The sequence below is a fragment of the uncultured Jannaschia sp. genome (assembly GCF_947494055.1).
Taxonomy (GTDB): domain Bacteria; phylum Pseudomonadota; class Alphaproteobacteria; order Rhodobacterales; family Rhodobacteraceae; genus Jannaschia.
This window is the reverse complement of sequence record NZ_CANLTR010000001.1, coordinates 246,727-263,920: the sequence shown is the minus strand read 5'-3', so window position 1 is coordinate 263,920 and position 17,194 is coordinate 246,727. Positions and strand designations below refer to the sequence as shown.

The 17,194-nt window shown below is 68.4% G+C and carries 17 protein-coding genes; 10 read left to right on the top strand and 7 right to left on the bottom strand.

Going from position 1 to position 17,194, the window contains the following annotated elements; all coding sequences use genetic code 11:
* Positions 1-299: 299 nt before the first annotated feature.
* From Q1A87_RS01340 to mscL, 4 genes are all read left to right on the top strand, one after another.
* Positions 300-791: a hypothetical protein gene (locus Q1A87_RS01340; RefSeq protein WP_299646259.1), complete on the top strand. Its 492-nt coding sequence runs from the start codon at positions 300-302 to the stop codon at positions 789-791.
* A 129-nt stretch (positions 792-920) separates the two neighbouring features.
* Positions 921-1,487 carry a hypothetical protein gene (locus tag Q1A87_RS01335; RefSeq protein ID WP_299646257.1) on the top strand — a complete coding sequence of 189 codons (567 nt, stop codon included), beginning with the start codon at positions 921-923 and terminating at the stop codon, positions 1,485-1,487.
* Between the two features lie 231 nt (positions 1,488-1,718).
* Entirely contained in the window at positions 1,719-3,851 is a 2,133-nt protein-coding gene (pnp, locus tag Q1A87_RS01330; protein ID WP_299646255.1) for a polyribonucleotide nucleotidyltransferase, read from the top strand.
* A gap of 215 nt (positions 3,852-4,066) precedes the next feature.
* Positions 4,067-4,483, top strand: a complete 417-nt coding sequence (mscL, locus tag Q1A87_RS01325) for a large conductance mechanosensitive channel protein MscL (RefSeq protein ID WP_299646253.1) — start codon at positions 4,067-4,069, stop codon at positions 4,481-4,483.
* Between the two features lie 60 nt (positions 4,484-4,543).
* Here the strand turns inward: mscL and ald are convergent, their stop codons facing one another.
* On the bottom strand, positions 4,544-5,659 hold the full coding sequence (ald, locus tag Q1A87_RS01320) for an alanine dehydrogenase (protein WP_299646251.1): 1,116 nt from the start codon (positions 5,657-5,659) through the stop codon (positions 4,544-4,546).
* 104 nt (positions 5,660-5,763) lie between these two features.
* Between ald and Q1A87_RS01315 the strand changes: the two genes are divergently transcribed.
* Positions 5,764-6,255, top strand: a complete 492-nt coding sequence (locus tag Q1A87_RS01315; protein ID WP_299646249.1) for an Lrp/AsnC family transcriptional regulator — start codon at positions 5,764-5,766, stop codon at positions 6,253-6,255.
* A gap of 46 nt (positions 6,256-6,301) precedes the next feature.
* Here the strand turns inward: Q1A87_RS01315 and Q1A87_RS01310 are convergent, their stop codons facing one another.
* The 3 genes from Q1A87_RS01310 to Q1A87_RS01300 all read right to left on the bottom strand — a co-directional run bounded on the left by Q1A87_RS01310 (position 6,302) and on the right by Q1A87_RS01300 (position 9,527).
* Positions 6,302-8,251: a Calx-beta domain-containing protein gene (locus tag Q1A87_RS01310; protein WP_299646247.1), complete on the bottom strand. Its 1,950-nt coding sequence runs from the start codon at positions 8,249-8,251 to the stop codon at positions 6,302-6,304.
* Between the two features lie 275 nt (positions 8,252-8,526).
* Entirely contained in the window at positions 8,527-8,847 is a 321-nt protein-coding gene (locus Q1A87_RS01305; RefSeq protein ID WP_299646245.1) for an AzlD domain-containing protein, read from the bottom strand.
* Positions 8,844-9,527 carry an AzlC family ABC transporter permease gene (locus Q1A87_RS01300; RefSeq protein WP_299646243.1) on the bottom strand — a complete coding sequence of 228 codons (684 nt, stop codon included), beginning with the start codon at positions 9,525-9,527 and terminating at the stop codon, positions 8,844-8,846. Before Q1A87_RS01300 ends, Q1A87_RS01305 begins: the two co-directional genes overlap by 4 nt.
* 62 nt (positions 9,528-9,589) lie before the next feature.
* On the opposite strand from Q1A87_RS01300, the gene Q1A87_RS01295 reads away from it, so the two are divergent.
* Positions 9,590-10,417, top strand: a complete 828-nt coding sequence (locus Q1A87_RS01295) for a formate dehydrogenase accessory sulfurtransferase FdhD (RefSeq protein WP_299646241.1) — start codon at positions 9,590-9,592, stop codon at positions 10,415-10,417.
* Positions 10,418-10,428: 11 nt separating this feature from the next.
* Here Q1A87_RS01295 and Q1A87_RS01290 read toward each other — a convergent pair whose 3' ends face one another.
* Positions 10,429-11,634: an IS110 family transposase gene (locus Q1A87_RS01290; RefSeq protein WP_299646239.1), complete on the bottom strand. Its 1,206-nt coding sequence runs from the start codon at positions 11,632-11,634 to the stop codon at positions 10,429-10,431.
* Positions 11,635-11,894: 260 nt separating this feature from the next.
* On the opposite strand from Q1A87_RS01290, the gene mobA reads away from it, so the two are divergent.
* Genes mobA through Q1A87_RS01275 form a run of 3 tightly spaced genes read left to right on the top strand, consistent with a single transcriptional unit; the run spans position 11,895 to position 15,015 of the window.
* Positions 11,895-12,494 (top strand): molybdenum cofactor guanylyltransferase MobA, encoded by a 600-nt coding sequence (mobA, locus tag Q1A87_RS01285; protein ID WP_299646527.1) that lies wholly within the window; start codon positions 11,895-11,897, stop codon positions 12,492-12,494.
* A gap of 5 nt (positions 12,495-12,499) precedes the next feature.
* Positions 12,500-12,964 (top strand): molybdopterin-guanine dinucleotide biosynthesis protein B, encoded by a 465-nt coding sequence (gene mobB / locus Q1A87_RS01280; RefSeq protein ID WP_363322937.1) that lies wholly within the window; start codon positions 12,500-12,502, stop codon positions 12,962-12,964.
* Positions 12,952-15,015 carry a molybdopterin-binding protein gene (locus tag Q1A87_RS01275; RefSeq protein WP_299646235.1) on the top strand — a complete coding sequence of 688 codons (2,064 nt, stop codon included), beginning with the start codon at positions 12,952-12,954 and terminating at the stop codon, positions 15,013-15,015. Before mobB ends, Q1A87_RS01275 begins: the two co-directional genes overlap by 13 nt.
* 117 nt (positions 15,016-15,132) lie before the next feature.
* Here the strand turns inward: Q1A87_RS01275 and Q1A87_RS01270 are convergent, their stop codons facing one another.
* Both Q1A87_RS01270 and irrA read right to left on the bottom strand, forming a co-directional pair.
* Positions 15,133-16,017 carry an NAD(P)-dependent oxidoreductase gene (locus tag Q1A87_RS01270; RefSeq protein ID WP_299646233.1) on the bottom strand — a complete coding sequence of 295 codons (885 nt, stop codon included), beginning with the start codon at positions 16,015-16,017 and terminating at the stop codon, positions 15,133-15,135.
* A gap of 83 nt (positions 16,018-16,100) precedes the next feature.
* The gene (gene irrA, locus Q1A87_RS01265) at positions 16,101-16,526 is read right to left on the bottom strand and encodes an iron response transcriptional regulator IrrA (protein WP_299646525.1); all 426 of its coding nucleotides are present in this window, start codon (positions 16,524-16,526) and stop codon (positions 16,101-16,103) included.
* Between the two features lie 150 nt (positions 16,527-16,676).
* On the opposite strand from irrA, the gene fabA reads away from it, so the two are divergent.
* Entirely contained in the window at positions 16,677-17,186 is a 510-nt protein-coding gene (gene fabA / locus Q1A87_RS01260; protein WP_299646231.1) for a bifunctional 3-hydroxydecanoyl-ACP dehydratase/trans-2-decenoyl-ACP isomerase, read from the top strand.
* Positions 17,187-17,194 lie beyond the last annotated feature (8 nt).

Below are 17,194 nucleotides of genomic sequence, written 5' to 3'. Positions count from 1 at the left end.
GCCGGGTCACGTCTGTATACGGGACGAGGAGGGGGCCGATCGGCCCCCTTTTGCATAGGGACTTCCATTCCTTTGCAATCTTTCGGTCGGCAGCAGGGAACGTCTCAAGCCCCGACGTTTTCGACTATGAAGATGCCGAAACCGTATCCGCTGCGAGCTGACCCGTCCGGAACGGTCGGTCGAGAACCGTACGCTGGCGCGATTGGGGCTGTCTTTCCAGAACTGGCAAGGGTCCGCCCCTGACGGGACCGGTTTTCCGCCTTCCGTCGACATGTCGTCCGGTCTGTCGGGCACCTCCAATGGGTCATGCAGCCCGGTGGGGCCGGAACTCCACCGGACAGCCCGAGCGCCTCGTCAAGCGATACGATGTCCGCCGGCAGCGGCACCGGCTCCACCGCGAGCACCGACATGGGCTCGATGGGCAGCGGTATGGACACCGCGCGCGCATCGGACGGCTCCTGTTCCTCCATGTTCGGTTCGCCGCGCGGCAGGCTGCCGACCGACCCCGCCTCGGCCGGTTCGGACAGCTCGTCCGGTACGACGGCATGAGACAGGGCTACGTCGGGTGCGGACGCCGCGATAGGTGCCACCGGCACATCGACGGCTCCGCGGGGTCGGCATCCGGCGATACGTCGTCCTCCGGCGCGCCGGGCAGGACCAACGACACGCGTCTCGTCGCGGTGGTGACGGGTCTCTTCGGATATTGCGCTGGCGATCCCGAGGCAAAGATGGACGAGGCCATGCAGAGCGTCGGCCGATCCGCGCAGAACGCGTCGCGATCGTCGAACTGATCGCGCGAACGGAGCAGACAGGCATCGCGAGGCCTCCGACCTCATGGAACCGCAACCTTCCGGGCTCGGTTTGCGAGTTGGCTGCCTGCATAGGCGACCGAGCTTGCCCCGAAGAAGGAACCGACCGTCATGCGATATTCCAGCGCCCTCGTCGGAGCCGCCACCGCGAGCCTCCTCATGTTCGGTGTCGCCAGCGCGCAGACATCCGGCACGGCACCGTCAGCCGGCGATTCGCCCTCCGGTCTGTCCGCCACGAACGAAAGCGGCGACATGACCTGCGCGACGTTTCTCGAACTCGGCATGGCGGATCAGGCGGCCGCGCTGCTGCCACGTCTCGCGGGCAACGATGCGGGCGGTCCGGGCGCGGCCTCGGGCGGGTCGGCAAGCGTGAGGGCAACGGGTGCAGAAGACGGCATTGGCACCGAGTTCAGTGACATGAACGGACCCACCGCATCCGACGTCGCGAGCCCCTCCGCGGGCATCACGTCGTCCGAAACCTCCAGTGGGTCTGGCGCGACCGCGGAGACCTCCGCGACCGGCACGCCGCAAGCGACCGGCACGGGGGGCGACGAAGACCTGCAACTGGTCCCTGTCGTCAACGCTCTGCTCGACCAATGCACCACGACCCCGAACTCGACGATGACGGAGGCCGTCCGGTCGGCCCGGGAACTGGCGCGGTCCGGTTCCGGGAACTGATGCCTGCGAGGTCCGACACGACCATCCGCGCGACCGGCATCGACCGGTCCCGTGGACGGACCGGACCCTGCATGTCTTTACCTCGGGGTGGAAAACAGGATATGGCCGCCAAATCTGAGACGTGACGCACTGGATCCCGGCGTCGTGCGAAGGACAGGGATCGGCGGCAATGGGGCCGCCATACACACGGAGGACCCGGAGGGCCGGGTAAGCCTCCAGACAGGATACGACATGTTCAACATCGTGAAGAAAGAGATGGAGTGGGGTCACGACACCCTCACTCTGGAGACGGGCAAGATCGCGCGTCAGGCCGACGGCTGCGTCGTCGCCACCTACGGCGAGACCTCCGTCATGGCCGCCGTCACCTATGCCAAGGCGCCGAAGCCGGGGCAGGACTTCTTTCCCCTGACGGTCCATTACAACGAGAAATACTACGCCGCGGGCAAGATCCCCGGCGGCTTCTTCAAGCGGGAGGCCCGGCCGACCGAGAAGGAGACGCTGACCTCGCGCCTGATCGACCGGCCGATCCGGCCGCTCTTCGTCGAGGGCTTCAAGAACGAGGTCCTCGTCATCTGCACCGTGCTGAGCCACGACCTCGAGAACGACCCCGACGTCGTTGCGATGATCGCCGCCTCCGCCGCGCTGACGATCTCCGGCGCGCCGTTCATGGGTCCGATCGCCGGCGCCCGGGTGGGCTTCGTCGACGGTGAATACGTTTTGAACCCGTCCGTCGACGACATGCAGGGCCTGAAGAACGATCCCGAGCAGCGTCTCGATCTCGTCGTCGCGGGCACGAAGGACGCCGTGATGATGGTCGAGTCGGAGGCCTACGAGCTCTCCGAGGCGGAGATGCTGGGGGCCGTGAAGTTCGGCCACGAGCAGATGCAGCCGGTGATCGACCTGATCGTGTCGCTGGCCGAGGACGCCGCGAAGGAGCCGTTCGACTTCCAGGCGCCGGACTATTCAGCGCTCTACGACGCGGTGAAATCCGCGGGCGAGCAGCGCATGCGCGACGCCTACGCCATCACCGACAAGCAGGAGCGGACATCGGCCGTCTCCGCGGCAAAGGAGGCCATCAAGGCCGAGCTCACCGAGGCGCAGCTCGAGGACCCGAACCTCGGCACCGCGCTCAAGAAGCTCGAATCCGCGGTGCTGCGCGGCGACGTGGTGAAGAACGGCAAGCGGATCGACGGCCGTGCGCTCGACACCGTGCGCCCCATCGTCTCCGAAGTCGGCCTGCTGCCCCGGACCCACGGCTCGGCGCTGTTCACGCGCGGCGAGACCCAGGGTCTCGTGGTGACCACGCTGGGCACCGGCGACGATGAGCAGTTCATCGACGCGCTGCACGGGAACTTCAAATCGAACTTCCTGCTGCACTACAACTTCCCGCCCTATTCGGTCGGTGAAGTCGGGCGCTTCGGGCCTCCGGGCCGGCGCGAGATCGGTCACGGCAAGCTCGCCTGGCGGGCGCTGCAGGCGGTCCTGCCGTCGGCGACGGACTTCCCCTACACGATCCGTCTGGTCTCCGAGATCACCGAGTCGAACGGCTCCTCCTCGATGGCCACCGTCTGCGGCTCCTCGCTGTCGATGATGGATGCGGGCGTGCCGCTGAAGGCGCCGGTCGCGGGCGTGGCCATGGGCCTCGTCCTCGAATCGGACGGTGACTACGCGGTGCTGACCGACATCCTGGGCGACGAAGACCATCTCGGCGACATGGACTTCAAGGTCGCGGGCACCGAGGACGGCATCACCTCGCTGCAGATGGACATCAAGGTCGCGGGCATCACGCCCGAGATCATGGAGACGGCGCTGGCGCAGGCCAAGACCGGTCGTATCCATATCCTGGGCGAGATGTCGAAGGCGCTGGCCGAGGGCCGGTCGGAATTCTCCGCCCATGCCCCGCGGATCGAGACGATGCAGATCCCGACGGACAAGATCCGGGAAGTGATCGGTTCGGGCGGTAAGGTCATCCGCGAGATCGTGGAGACGTCCGGCGCCAAGGTCGACATCAACGACGACGGCGTGATCAAGATCGCCTCCGCCAACGGCGAGGCCATCCAGAAGGCCTACGACATGATCTATTCGATCGTGGCGGAGCCGGAGGAGGGCAAGGTCTACAAGGGCAAGGTCGTGAAGATCGTCGATTTCGGCGCCTTCGTGAACTTCTTCGGCAAGCGCGACGGGCTCGTCCATGTCAGCCAGATCGAGAACAAGCGGCTGAACCACCCCTCCGATGTGCTCAAGGAAGGCCAGGAGGTCTGGGTCAAGCTCCTGGGCTTCGACGACCGCGGCAAGGTCCGGCTGGCCATGAAGATGGTCGACCAGGAGACCGGCGAGGAGAGCGTGAAGGAAGACGCCGAGTAGGGCGAACTCCGAGCGAAGATGCGAGGGCCCCGGCAGCGATGCCGGGGCCCTCTGCGTTCGGGGATCGGCGCTTCATTCCGGCGTTGCCCCCGCCCCACGGCAATCCGCCGCTTTCGATGCGGGCGCGGAAATGTGGTGACAACGTCCGGGCGCGGGCGAAAGCTCTGCCCCAGGCGCAGAAAGGCGCGCCGCGCGCAAACTGACGAGGGACCATCGTGATACAGGAATTCAAGGATTTCATTGCCAAGGGCAACGTGATGGACCTCGCCGTCGGGATCATCATCGGGGCGGCCTTCACCGCCATCGTGACTTCCATGGTCGAGGATTTGATCAACCCGCTGATCGGGCTCTTCGTCGGGGGCCTGGACTTCAGCGGGCTGAGCTTCGGCGTGGGCGAGGCGCAGTTCATGTACGGGAATTTCATCACCTCGGTGATCAACTTCCTGATCGTCGCCTTCGTCGTGTTCCTGCTGGTGAAGGCCGTGAACCGGCTGCGCTCGGTAGCCGAGCGTCCCGACGACGTCGCCCCGGAGGTGCACACCGCGCCGTCCGAGCTCGACGTGCTGATCGACATCCGCGATCAGCTCGCCGCCCGGTCGGCCGCCCCACGCGACCCCGCCGACCCGATCTGAGCGGCGCACGTGAAAAGGGGCCCCCGTGGGCTCCTGCGGTTTCCTCGGTAAGCTGTCCGGTCAGGCGACCAGCTTCTCCGCCTCGACATGGTCGAGGCCGAGCGCCTCGCCCACGGCGCCGTAGGTCAGCTGACCGGCATGGACGTTGAGCCCGGCGCGCAGATGCGGATCCTCGGCACAGGCGCGTTTCCAGCCCTTGTCGGCCAAGGCCAGCAGGAATGGCAGCGTCGCGTTGCCCAGCGCAAGCGTCGAGGTCCGCGCCACCGCGCCCGGCATGTTCGCCACGCAGTAATGCATCACGCCGTCGATCTCGTAGATCGGGTCCTCGTGCGTGGTTGCATGCGACGTCTCGAAACAGCCGCCCTGGTCGATCGCCACGTCGACGATCGCCGCGCCTGTCTTCATGTGCTTGAGGTCGGCGCGCTTCACCAGTTTCGGCGCCGCCGCGCCGGGGATCAGGACCGCGCCGATCACCATGTCGGCGGCCATCACCATCTCGGCGGTGTTGCCGGCGCTGGCGTAGCGCGTCTTGAAGACCGAACCGAACGCGTCGTCGAGATAGCGCAGGCGGGGCAGGGAGCGGTCGAGCACGGTCACGTCCGCACCCATCCCGGCGGCGATCCGCGCCGCATGCGTGCCGACCACGCCGCCGCCGATCACCACGACCTGCGCCGGCCCGACGCCCGGCACGCCGCCGAGCAGGACGCCGCGACCGCCATTGGCCTTCTGCAACGTCCAGGCCCCGACCTGCGGCGCCAGCCGGCCCGCGACCTCCGACATCGGCGCGAGCAGGGGCAGGCCGCCATTCCGGTCGGTGACCGTCTCGTAGGCAATGCAGGTCGCGCCGGACGCGATCAGGTCGCGTGTCTGATCCGGGTCGGGGGCAAGGTGGAGGTAGGTGAAGAGGAGCTGGCCCTCGCGCAGCCGGGCCCGCTCGACGGCCTGCGGCTCCTTCACCTTCACGATCATGTCGGCGGTCGCGAAGACCTCCTCCGCGGTATCGACGATTTTCGCGCCGACGGCCTCGTACTGGCCGTCCTCGAAGCCGGAACCTGCGCCGGCCTTCGTCTCGACGACGACGGAATGGCCGTGCGCGATCGCCTCGAGCGCGGCGGACGGCGTCATCCCGACACGGAATTCCTGCGGCTTGATTTCTTTCGGGCACCCGATGAGCATGCCTGATCCCCCTTTGGCTGGTCGCGGGAAGTTTATCCGCGACGGCGCGGGATTATCTCGTTATCTTCCCGCACAAGGATCGGAGTTACGCAGGATTGTCGCGCATGGTAGCGGGCGAGGCAGGCAAAAATCTCGCACAAGGCTACGACGCGACGGACGCGGCGCTTCTTCGCCTCGTGCAGCAGGACGCGCGACTGACCGCCGGGCAACTCTCGGAACGGCTCAACCTGAGCCCCTCGGCCTGTCACCGCCGCCTGCAACGCCTGGAGGCGTGCGGGATCGTCGAGCGGACGGTCGCGCTGCTCAATCCGCGCGCGGTCGGGCGGCCGACCACCGTCTTCGTGGAGATCAGCCTCGCAACGCAGGCCGACGAGGTGCTCGACGCGTTCGAGGCGGCGGTGGCGCGCATTCCCGACGTGCTCGAATGCCACCTGATGACCGGCGCCTACGATTATCTGCTGAAGGTCGCCGCGCGCGACTCGGAGGATTTCGCCCTCATCCATCGCCGCCATCTCGCGCGGCTGCCGGGCGTGGCCAAGCTGCAATCCTCCTTCGCGCTCAAGACCGTGTTCCACACGACCGCGCTGCCGGTCTGAGCGTGACCCGAGGGGCGAGCCGGACGGGTCCGGCTCGCCCGCGTCTTCAGGTGAAGAAGAAGTCGGTCGCGCCGATCTCGCGCAGCTGCGTGTCCTCGATCACGATCGTCGTGTTGGCGAACTCGATATGGACGTCGCCATCCTCCCGCGAGATGTCGAGGTCGCGGAAGCGGGTCGCACCGTTCTCGATCTCGAATGTGTCCTTGCCGTTCTGGAAGTCGGTGACGACATCGCGGCCCGACGCCTTGTCAAAGACGAAGACGTCCTTGCCGCGGTCTCCGGTCAACACGTCCCGGCCGCGACCGCCCTTCAGCATGTCGTTCCCGCCGCCGCCGATCAGGCGGTCGTCGCCACTGTTGCCGACGAGGTTGTCGCTGCCGGCCTGACCCTCGAGCCGGTCGTCGCCGCCGTTGCCGTAAAGACGATCGTTGCCGCCTCCGCCGTAGGCCTTGTCCTTGCCGCCGCCGCCGCGGATCACGTCGCCGCCGGCCTGACCCTTCATCACGTCGTTCCCGGCCTGACCCTTGAGGAGGTCCGCACCGGTCCCGCCGACGAGCTCGTCCCGACCGCTGCCGCCCAAAAGCCTGTCGTCGCCCCCGTTGCCGATCAGCCGGTCGTCCCCGTCCCGGCCGAAAAACCGCTGGATGTAGTCGTTGCCCCGAAGCGTGTTGTCGCCGTCGTTGCCGTACACGATCTCGGGTTTGCCGAAATCGGTGTCGAGAATCGTGGCCGTCCCGCCGCGGGCCGCGGCGATTTCGGGCGGCAGGAAGAATTGCAGCGAGAACGTCTCGGAACTCTCCGTCGCCGTGTCGCCCTTCACCTCGACGCCGATGGAACCGATGCTCTGGCCCTTCTCGATCTCCAACGTGCCGTTCGTGGCCTTGAAGTCGTGGCCGCCCTTGGCCGAACCTGCAACCGTGCGCCAGTTTATCGACAGGTCCCGCGGCGCCGGCGCCGAAAGCTCCACCATGAAGTTCGCCGTCACGTTCTCTGAGTCGAGCTCCTCGACCTCCGGGTTCGACACCTGCATCGCGAGCGTCTTCGTGGAGCCGTCCTCGTCGAGGATCCAGCCGGTCGCTTCGACGAAGTTCACCCCGCCCGGAAGCTGCGCGTTGTTCGGCGTGCCGATCTTTACGACCACACTCTCGTCGGTTTCGGCCTCCGTGTCTCCGGTGACCCGGACGTTAATCCGCTCGATCATCTCCCCGGGGCTGAAATAGAGCGTTCCGGCATCGTAGGAGCCGCCGGAATAGCGATCCGACGTCCCCTCGGCGAGCGCGGGAGACATGCTCCACGGGACGGTCACCGTCTCGGAGCTGGGTTCCGTCAGCATGACCGTGAAGGTCATGTTCCGATAGGACGAATCGCTTTCCTCGATAGAAGTTCCGGCGATCAGGACGAAGGGCTCGTCGAGACGATCGTCCTCGTCGATGATGGTGATCTGGCCCCCGGTCATTTCCGCGATGGAGTTCGGCAGGTCGAGCTTCAGGTCGATATGCTCGAGCGACTCGGCCACGCGGTCGTTCTTGACGTTCACGACGATGGAGGCCTCGTCCTGGCCTGCAAGGAATTTGACGCGTCCGAAAATGTCCCGGTAATCCGAACCGGCCTCTGCGGTTCCGTCGAGCGAGAAGGGGATCGTGATCGTCTCGGTTGCAGGACGTGACAGCTTCAGGTCAAAGACCGCGCGCCCGCCTTCCATGACGCGCGGGCTGCTTACGAAGAGCGAGGTGGGCCGAAGGGTGCCGTCGTCGTCGTTGATCCAGCCGACGGCCTGCTCCGAAATCACGCCGTTCTCGAGGTCCGCGTTGATCGGCTTGAAGATCTCCATGACGACGGACTCGTCCGCCTCCGCCTCGAGGTCGCCCAAGACACGGACGTTGACCTCTGCCTGCGAACGGCCGGCATAGATGTAGGCCGTGCCGGAGGAGTAACTGCCGCCGGAATACGTGTCCACCGCACCGGTCGCGCTACCGTCGACGACTTGCCAGGGCACCCGTATCGTCTCGGTCGCGACCTGGTCCAAAGAAATCAGGAAGGTCAGGTTGGAATAAGATGAATCGGGTTCCGTAATCGTTGAACCGGATACGCGGGCAATGGGCATGGAAATGTCCTCAAACATACAATCTTGCGGGCACCGTCAGCAGACGACGCTGGAAGTTTTAACAACCTTTAACATTTTGCAAAGTTTTTTCGGACGCTTCGGTTGCCTTTCGTCAGTACTATCCTATCGAGCTGCGGCCGGCCACGGGTTGTCAGGGCGACGGCAGCTTACAATGCGAGGCTCAGCACCAGCATCGTCAGCCCGCCCGCGATGACCGCCTGGATCGTGTCGCGCCGCCACAATCCGACGGCGAGCGTGACACCGGCCGCGATCAGGCGCACGGGGTCGGGCGCGCCGCCGGTCGCTTCCGGCCAGACGACGAGCGGCGCGACGAGGGCGGGCAGGACACCGACGCCGGTATAGCGCAGGTGACGCAGCGCCCAGGACGGCAGGGGGCGGTCGCCGACGAAGCCGATGAACAGGAACCGGATCAGGAACGTTCCGGCGCCCAGGACGAGGACGATGCTCCAGACATAGAGGTCGTTCATGTTCGCCGCTCCGTCTCCGCGCCGGCCGCCATCGCGCAGGCGGCCGCGATGATGAGGCCGAGGTTCCACGGTATCCAGGACAGGAGCAGCGCCAGCGTCACAGAGACGATTGCCGCGACGACATGCGCGCGGGTCCGCAGCATCGGCCCGACCAGCGCGAGGAAGGCGAGCGGCATCGCGAAGTCCAGCGCCCATTCCTCCGGGATCCGCGTGCCGAGCGCCGCGCCCGCCCAAGTCGCTCCGACCCAGGCCGGGAACACCGGCAGCGCGGTGCCGGCGAAGTAGATCACCCGGTCGCGAACCGACCAGGTGCGCTCCGCCTCGTAGGCCTGCGCCGAGAGGGCATAGGTCTGATCGACCAGCATGTAGGCGATCAGCCCCCGCTGCCACAGCGGCGCGCGGCCGAGCCACGGCACCATCGACGCCGAATACATCGCCATCCTGAGGTTCACCGCGAGCGCCGAGAGCAGCACGATCGCCCATGGCGCGCCGTCCGACATCAGGTGCACCGCCGTGAATTGCGCCGCCCCGGCGATCACGACGATGGAGAAGCCCATGATCTGCCCGATCGGCAGCCCGGCCTCCGAGGCAAGCACGCCGAACAGCGCGCCGAACGGGACCATGACGATGATGAACGGCAGCCCTTCGGCGATGCCCTTGCGAAACGCGGCGCGGGCCATCGCTTGCATCCTTTCGATCTGACGGACATCGTGGGCGTAGTCCTCCTCGTGACAGGTCTCAAGTGTCCACCGAAACCCCCGCCAGCCTCCGCGTCGCCCCGCGCCCCGACGATCCGCGCCTGACCCGAGGCGTGACCGGGCGCGACCAGTCCGGCGCGCCCGTCGACCTGCGCGTGGTGGAGGAGCGGCCGCTGACGATCTACCTCAATTCGCGGGAGATCGTGACGGCGATGACGATCGGCGATCATCCGGAATGGCTGGGCCTTGGCTTCCTCGTCAATCAGGGGATGGTGCGCGCCGCCGACACGGTCACGGGCATCGACTACGACGAGGAGCTGGCGACGGTCGTGGTCCGCACGGCGGTGGAGACGGATCACGAGGCCAAGCTCGCGCGTGCGACGCGCACCTCGGGCTGCGCCGTGGGAACGGTCTTCGGCGACATGATGGCGGGGCTCGAGGGGCTGACGCTGCCGGCGACGCCGTTGCATGTCGCCGACCTGCAGGCCCTGTCGGCGGCGATCAACCGGACGCCCAGCCTCTATCTTGAGGCGGGCGCGATCCACGGGACCTGCCTCTGCCACGGCCCGGACCCGCTCGCCTATTTCGAGGATGTCGGCCGGCACAACGCGGTCGACAAGCTGGCCGGCTGGATGCGGATGGAGGGCGTCGCGCCGGGCGACAAGACGCTCTACACGACCGGCCGGCTGACGTCGGAGATGATCATCAAGTGCGCGCTGATGGGCATCCCGTCGCTCGTCTCGCGCTCGGGCTTCACCGCCTGGGGGGTGGAGATCGCGCGGCAGGTCGGGCTGACGGTGATCGGCCGGATGAAGGGCACGCGCTTCGTCTGCCTGTCGGGCGCCGACCGCGTCGTCTGGGACGCGGCATGAGACAGCCTGTGTCAACCTATGGCTTGAGCAGCGCCGTGCAGGAGCGGATAGTAGGGTTTCCGATCCTGCCAGGCGCGCCAGAGAACGCGGAGCCAGGCGCGGCCGAGGATGCGGATAGCATGCGGATGTCTGCATCCTCGACCGCGTGCCATGAGATAGACGGATGCCGCCCACGGGCAAGCGTGGCGGGAGTTGTCTGCAAAGCAGGTGAGCGCCTTGCGCAGACGTCTGTTGCAGGCCCACCGGAAGGAGACCCCACGCGACCGGCCCGACTGTCTGATGACTGGGGCGAGGCCTGCGTCGGCGGCAAGCTGGTCGGCGGTCAGGTATCGGGCACGGTCCTCGCCGAGTTCGGCCAGGATCTGGACAGCGCAGAGTTGGCCCGCGCGAAGAAAGCTCATGAGAATGCGGCCGACCTCGCTTGCGATAGCATTGTGGCGGATGCGCGCAGACAGATCCGTGATGCTGTCGACGAGGGGACCGAGAAAGGCGACCAATGCGCGGACCATTTCGCCCTTCGCTTCAGCCTCGGCGGGGCCAGCGAGGCCCTGGGGGGCGGCACGCAGGCGGGTGAGGAGCTCTTCCGGGCTGCGGCGGCCGGTGTAGCGGTACTGGGCAAGGAAGCTTGCGAGGCGCTTCACGCCCACACGCGTGGCGCTGTCGGGCGTTGGATATCGCTCAAGGAAGACCAGCGCGATGGGGCTGTCTATGTCGGCGAAGATCGCTGCGGCTCCGGGCCAGAAGCTTTCGAGCAAGGCGCGCAACTGGTTGGCAAGCTGCACACGGACGGCGACGAGGTCGTCGCGGCCTTGCACCAGCGTGCGCAGGGCGCGGACCGCGTCAGAGGGCGGAGGGAGCGGCCGGAACCTGTGCCCGTCGGTGCGCAAGAGATCGGTCAGCAGGTACGGATCGCCACGATCGTCTTTGGCCCCGGAGGCACGGTAGCGCGGGCGCGAGGCCTTGACGGCGTTCGGGTAGATGGGCACGACCAGAAGGCCCGCTGCGACCAGTGCATCGACGATCAACCCCGAAGGCCGTTCGACTGCTACGGGCAGATCTGCAGCCGCGCCGTGCCGGGCGAGCCTGCGTGTCATATCGCGCAAGCCGCCAGCGTCGTGGCGCGTCTCGAAACGGTCGACCACGGCGCCGCTGCTCCGATCAATCACGCAGACGGCGTGTGCCGCCCCGCCCCAGTCAAGTCCGATCACGAAAGTCATGGGATCATCCCTCCCGTGTGCGTTACATCTATTCCGGCCGAGAGGATCTGCGGGAAGCTCATTGTCAGGCGCTCTGGGGGCCAGCCCACGGCGGATCAGCCTGTCGCCCATTGCATCCTCCCGGCGCCCGCCGCGCGGCGGGTCTCATGCGGGCCGTCGAGCGGCGAGCGCCCTGGGCCGTCGCGACGGGACGCTGGAAGCAGAAGGCTCGCATCAACAACGGTAAGGCTTCCAGTGGGAAGGGTGCACCAATGAGCGGCATGGTGCAGCCGCATGGCGTGATCCTGGCCGGGGGCCGGGCCACGCGGATGGGCGGCGGCGACAAGGGGCGACTGATGCTGTCGGGCCGGTCGCTCGTCGCACGAGTGGTCGACCGACTGGCGCCGCAGGTGGATCGACTGGCGCTCAACGCCAACGGCGCGCCGGACCGTTGGTCCGATCTGGGCCTGCCGGTCCTCCCCGACGAGGCGCCGGACAGGCCGGGGCCGCTCGCGGGGGTGCTCGCCGGTCTCGACTGGGCGGCGGCGACGGGCTGCCCGCATATCGTGACGGCCGCCGCGGACACGCCGTTCCTGCCGCCCGACCTCGTGCCGCGCCTGCTCGCCGCTGCCGCGCCATCCGGCTTCGCGCTCGCGGCGACCGAGGTGGACGGCCGCGTCCGGGCACAGCCGACCTTCGGCCTCTGGCCCGTCGCGCTGCGGGACGACCTGCGCACGGCGCTGGCGGCGGGCACGCGCAAGATCGTCGCCTGGACCGACGCGCACGGGGCCGGGCTCGCGGTGTTCCCGACCGAGCCCTGGGACCCGTTCTTCAACGTCAACACGCCCGAGGATCTGGCGCGGGCGGAGGCGATGGCGTGATCCTGATGGGCATCGTCGGACACAAGAACGCCGGCAAGACGACGCTGACCGCCGCGCTCGTCACCGAGCTCACCCGCCGCGGCCTGCGGGTCTCCACGCTCAAGCACACGCATCACGCCGTCGACCTGGAGACGCCCGGGACGGACACGCACCTTCACCGCATGGCCGGCGCGCAGCAGGTCGTGCTGGCGACCGATCGGCGGCTGACATTGATGGAGGAGGCGAGGGCACCGGGCATCGCGCATCTCCTGACCCGTCTGGCACCCTGCGACGTGGTGCTGGCCGAGGGATGGAAGGCCGGGCGGCATCCGCGGATCGAGGTCTGGCGGCCGGAGACGGGCCGGGCGCCCCTCGCGCGGAACGATCCGACGATCCGGGCCGTGGCCGCGGCCGGCGACCCGGAGGTGACGCAGAACGTGCTGGATCTGAACGACGTGGCCGCGATCGCGGACTTCGTATGTTCGACCTGATCCTCGTCGCCGACTGGTCCGCTGCCGCGGTGCCGACCGGGGCGGCGCCGCGCAAGGATGCGATCTGGATCTGCGCCGAGGAGGGCGGGGTCGAGACGACCGAATACTTCCGCACCCGCGCCGCGGCGCTCGAATGGATCGACAGGCAGCTCGATCGCGGGCTTCGCACGTTGCTGACATTCGACTTCGCGATGGGGTTTCCGGCCGGGCTCGCCGCGCATCTGACCGGCCGGTCCGAGGCGCTCGCGCTCTGGGACTGGCTTGCGGAGCAGATCGAGGATGGGCCGGACAACGCCAACAACCGCTTCGCGGTCGGACAGGCGATCAACCGCAGCCTGCCGGGTACGGGGCCGTTCTGGGGCCGCCCGGCGCATCTCGACTTGCCCGACCTGCCGCCGACGCGGGCGGTCGTGGATCACCCCCTGACCGCGATGCGCCGCGCCGTCGAGCGTCTGGCCCCCACGGCCAAGCCGGTCTGGCAGCTCGCATATGCCGGCGCGGTCGGCAGCCAGAGCCTGCTCGGTTGCGCGGCGCTCGCCCGCCTGCGGCAAAGGCCCGACCTCGTCGTCTGGCCGCAGGAGACGGGGTTCGTCCGGCCCGAGGCGCGGATCGTTCTGGCGGAGATCTACCCTTCGCTCTGGCCGCCGGCTCCGGCGGCGATCCGCGACGAGGGGCAGGTGGTCGCCACGGCGCGCGCCTTGCGCGCCGCGCCGGCCGAGTGGTTCTCCGCCCCCGCGGTGCATCCCGACGCGACGCGCCTTGCGGTGGAGGAGGGGTGGATCCTCGGTATCGGGCCGGACGGGCCGTATCCCGCGCCGCCAGCGCCGCGCGTGGCCTCGGACTGCTTCGCCCTGCCGCCGGGCGTGACCTGGACGCCGGTAGAAACGGCGCTCGCGACCCTGCGCGCGGCGAGCGACGTGGCGACGGGGATCGAACGTGTCGACGTGTCCGAGGCGACGGGCCGCATCCTCGCCGAGGACATCGCTGCCCGCCGCGCCAACCCGCCCGAGGCCAATGCCGCGGTGGACGGGTGGGGTTTTGCGCACGGCACACTTTCGGAAGGCCGCGTTCCGATCGTGGAAGGCCGCGCGGCCGCAGGACAACCCTATCCCGGTGTGGTCCCCCCCGGCCACGCGATCCGCATCCTGACCGGCGCGGCGTTGCCCGCGGGCGTGGACACGGTCGCGTTGCAGGAGGACGCGGAGGCGGGCGACGATGGCCTTTCGCTAGCCGCGGTGCCGAAGGCGGGCGCCAATACGCGCGCGGCCGGGGAAGATGTCCGGGTAGGCGGGCCGGTGCTCGCGCAGGGCACGATCCTGCGGCCCGGCGACGTGGGCTTCGCCATCGCGGCGGGGCACGGGACGCTGCAGGTGCGGACACGGCTTCGGGTCGGCGTGCTCTCGACCGGCGACGAGATCGTGGCGCCGGGCGCGGAGGGCGGCATCCCTGACGTGAACCGGCCGATGCTGCTTGCCATGCTCGCGGGGTGGGGGTTCGCGGCGGTCGATCTGGGCCACGCGCCGGACGATGCGGAGACCCTCGCCACGATGCTCGGCGGCGCGGCGACCGACGCGATCCTGACCTCGGGCGGGGCGAGCGCGGGCGACGAGGACCACCTGTCACGCCTGCTCCGCACGCGGGGGAGCCTCCATCACTGGCGGATCGCGGTGAAGCCGGGCCGGCCGCTGGCGCTCGGGCTCTGGCAGGGCGTGCCGGTCTTCGGCTTGCCGGGCAACCCGGTCGCGGCCTTCACCTGCGCCGCATGGTTCGCCCGGCCCGCGCTCCTGCAGATGGCGGGCGCTGGCTGGCGGGAGCCGGTCGGGCTGATGGTCCCCGCGGCCTTCGCAAAGCGCAAGAAGGCCGGGCGGCGGGAACTCCTGCGCGCGCGTCTGCGGGACGGGGCGGCGGAGGCGTTCCGCTCGGAAGGGTCCGGCCTCGTCTCCGGACTCTCCTGGGCGGAGGGGTTCGTGGACCTGCCCGACGAGGCCGCGCGCGTCGAGGCGGGGGACCCGGTGCGCTACGTCTCCTTCGCCGAGCTTGGGATCGGCTAGTGCGAAGCGAGGGCGGTTCGATTCGATGTTCAGCCCGGTGATCGGCCGGGCAGTCCCCGACCGCCCCCGGGGTGAGGGCTTCACCCCCACCCGCGGCCGGGGCCTGCCCTCAAGACATTACCGGTCGATCCCGTTCGCCCGTCCCACGAAGTCCACGAGGTGCGGGACGTAATCCTCGGGCCCGTCGCCGCCCGCCTTCACCGCCGCATCGAAGCTGTCGCGCGCCGTCGCGCCGACCGGGTTCGCCACGCCGGTCCCCTCCGCGAAGGCGGCGAGATAGTTCATGTCCTTGAGCGCGTTGGTCAGCGTGAACTTGTGCGCCTCGCGGTTGCCCTCCGCGGCGTAGCCCATGAAGGTCTGGTAGAAGCCGCAATCCATCCGGCTACCGCCGATCACGCTGTGGAAAGTCTGGATGCCGAGCCCCGATTTTTCCGCCAGCGCCAGCGCCTCGGCGTAGATCGCGGCATAGCCCAGCGAGACGAAGTTGTTCAGCAGCTTCATCTTGTGGCCCGCGCCGGGTTCGCCGACGCGACGGATCGTCTTGGCCCAGGTCGCGAGCACCGGCTCGATCCGGGCGAACGTCTCCTCCGTGGCGCCAACCATCGCCGTCAACTCGCCCGCTTCCGCCTGCACGGGCGTGCCGCCGAGCGGGGCATCGGCCATCGCGAAGCCGCGTTCGGCGAGCTTCGCGGCCAGCGCTTCGGTCGAGACCGGGCTCGAGGTGGAGCAGTCGACGACGACGGCGCCCTCGGGCAGGTGGTCGATCATCCCGTCCACGATGGCCTCGACCTGTGGCGAGCCGGGGGCGCAGATATGCACGATGTCCGAGGCCCGTGCGAGCGCGGCGAGGTCCGCGGCCTCCTCGGCCCCCTTCGACACGAGATCCTCGACGGGCGTGCGGTTGCTGTGTGCGATCACCGTGAGCGGGTGCCCGGCCGCGAGGATGTTCGCGGCCATGCCGTGACCCATGAGGCCCACGCCGACGAAGCCGATCCGTTCCATATCGTCTCTCCCCTGATTGGTCGGGCCTGCGTCGCATGCTCGGTCCGGCATGTCGAGCGGAGGGGAGAACTCGACCCTCGGGGTCAGCCCTTGGCGCGGAGGCGGATCACGACGTCGACCTTGGCGATCTCCATTCCCTCGGGCGCGGCGGGGAGGTTGACGATCTCCATCGGCTGGGTGCCGGCATCGGTCAGCCGCGCATCGTCTTCCCAGTAGAAATGCGGGTGATCGTCGACCCGGGTGTCGAAATAGCTGCCGGTGCCGTCGACCGTGATCTCCTGCACGAGGCCGGCCTCGGTGAAGGCCCGGAGCGTGTTGTAGACCGTCGCGAGCGAGACCCTGTCGCCGCTGCGCCGGGCCGCGTCGTGCAGCCATTCCGCCGTCACGTGCCGGTCGCGCCCGTCGCCCACGAGGAGGTCGGCCAGAAGGAGCCTCTGGCGTGTGGGCCGGAGGTTGGCGCGGGCAAGCCAGGTTTCGCCACGGGTGCTGTTTGGATCGATCGTTTGCATCACGGGCAATATAGGGGTGCGACAGCAGCGTTTTCAAACGGAATCGCAAAACCGTCCCCTTCCGCCCGTCCCGACTCCGCCAATCGCGCAGGGTTGCGACGCCGAAACCTCGGGTGATAGAGGGGCGGAACTGTCGCCGAGGGAGGACGCATGGCCGAATATCCGACCTATTTCGACCGGGACGCCCTCTTGCGTTGTGCCCGCGGCGAATTGTTCGGGCCCGGGAACGCGCAGCTTCCCGAACCGCCGATGCTGATGATGGACCGCATCACGGACATTTCGGCCGATGCGGGGCTGCACGGCAAGGGACACGTCGTCGCGGAGTTCGACATCAATCCCGACCTGTGGTTCTTCGACTGCCACTTTCCGGGCAACCCGATCATGCCGGGCTGCCTCGGGCTCGACGGGCTCTGGCAGCTGACCGGCTTCAACCTCGGCTGGCGCGGCTGGCAGGGGCGCGGCTACGCGCTCGGCGTGGGCGAGGTGAAGCTCACCGGCATGGTTCGGCCCGAGCGCAGGATGCTGACCTACTACGTCGACTTCACCAAGGCAGTGCAGACGCGGCGCCTGACGATGGGCGTGGCCGACGGACGGGTGGAGGCGGACGGGGAGGAGATCTACGTCGTCCGCGACATGAAGGTCGCTCTCTCCGAGAGCTGATCGAAAGG